The sequence below is a fragment of the Bradyrhizobium sp. 179 genome (assembly GCF_023073535.1).
Taxonomy (GTDB): Bacteria; Pseudomonadota; Alphaproteobacteria; order Rhizobiales; family Xanthobacteraceae; genus Bradyrhizobium.
Map to the genome: position 1 here is coordinate 1 of NZ_JADPJR010000006.1, position 694 is coordinate 694.

Sequence of the window (694 nt, forward strand, 5' to 3'; positions counted from 1 at the left end):
GCCGCCATTCCGTACGCGGTTGCCGTGGTGCTCTGCATCTTCGTGGGGCGGATCAGCGACCGCTTGCTGAAGGGCGACGTGGGCGGCGGAAAGCGTCGCTACATGATCGCGTTCGCGATGCTCCTTGCCGCCGTCATCCTGTTTGCTCCGTTTGTCCAGGACGTTTGGCTCATCCTGGGTCTGATCGCCATCTCGCTCACCGGCATCGCCTCAACGACTTCGTTGAATTTCGCTCTGCTCAACGATCTGCTCAAGCGTCCGCGAGACATCGGCGTGGCGATGGGTTTCCTCGTCGTCGGCGGCAATGTGTTCGGCCTGATGGCGCCCATCGTGACGGGCTACGTCGTCGAGAGCACCGGCAATTACGACCGGGCGTTCATTATCGCCGGCGCGCTGCTCGTGGTCGGAGCTACGTCCATCCTGACACTCACAGGGCGTCCGCTAGGCGACGACGCCGACGCTCCCGAGGTTGCTCCCCGGAAGCTGGCGACGGAGGCCTAGAGGCCTTTTATGGACATGATCGATTTCGAACGCCGCAACATCCTGCAGGGAGCATTGCTGATGACGATAGCCGGTACAGCGACGACTCTTGGGACGGCCGCGCAAGCGGCGAATGCACCTGGGTTCGCCGGGTTCGCCTATACGGGCTGCCGGACGACCAAAGAGCGCGACGCGAGGGGCAAGGGCATCAACG

General features: G+C 63.3%; 2 protein-coding genes. Both read left to right on the top strand.

The window, feature by feature from the left end; all coding sequences use genetic code 11:
• Nucleotides 1-501, top strand: a 501-nt coding sequence (locus IVB12_RS01290; protein WP_247294850.1) for an MFS transporter, incomplete at its 5' end; no start/stop codon positions are given.
• Between the two features lie 9 nt (nucleotides 502-510).
• Nucleotides 511-694, top strand: a 184-nt coding sequence (locus IVB12_RS01295; RefSeq protein WP_247294852.1) for a hypothetical protein, incomplete at its 3' end; no start/stop codon positions are given.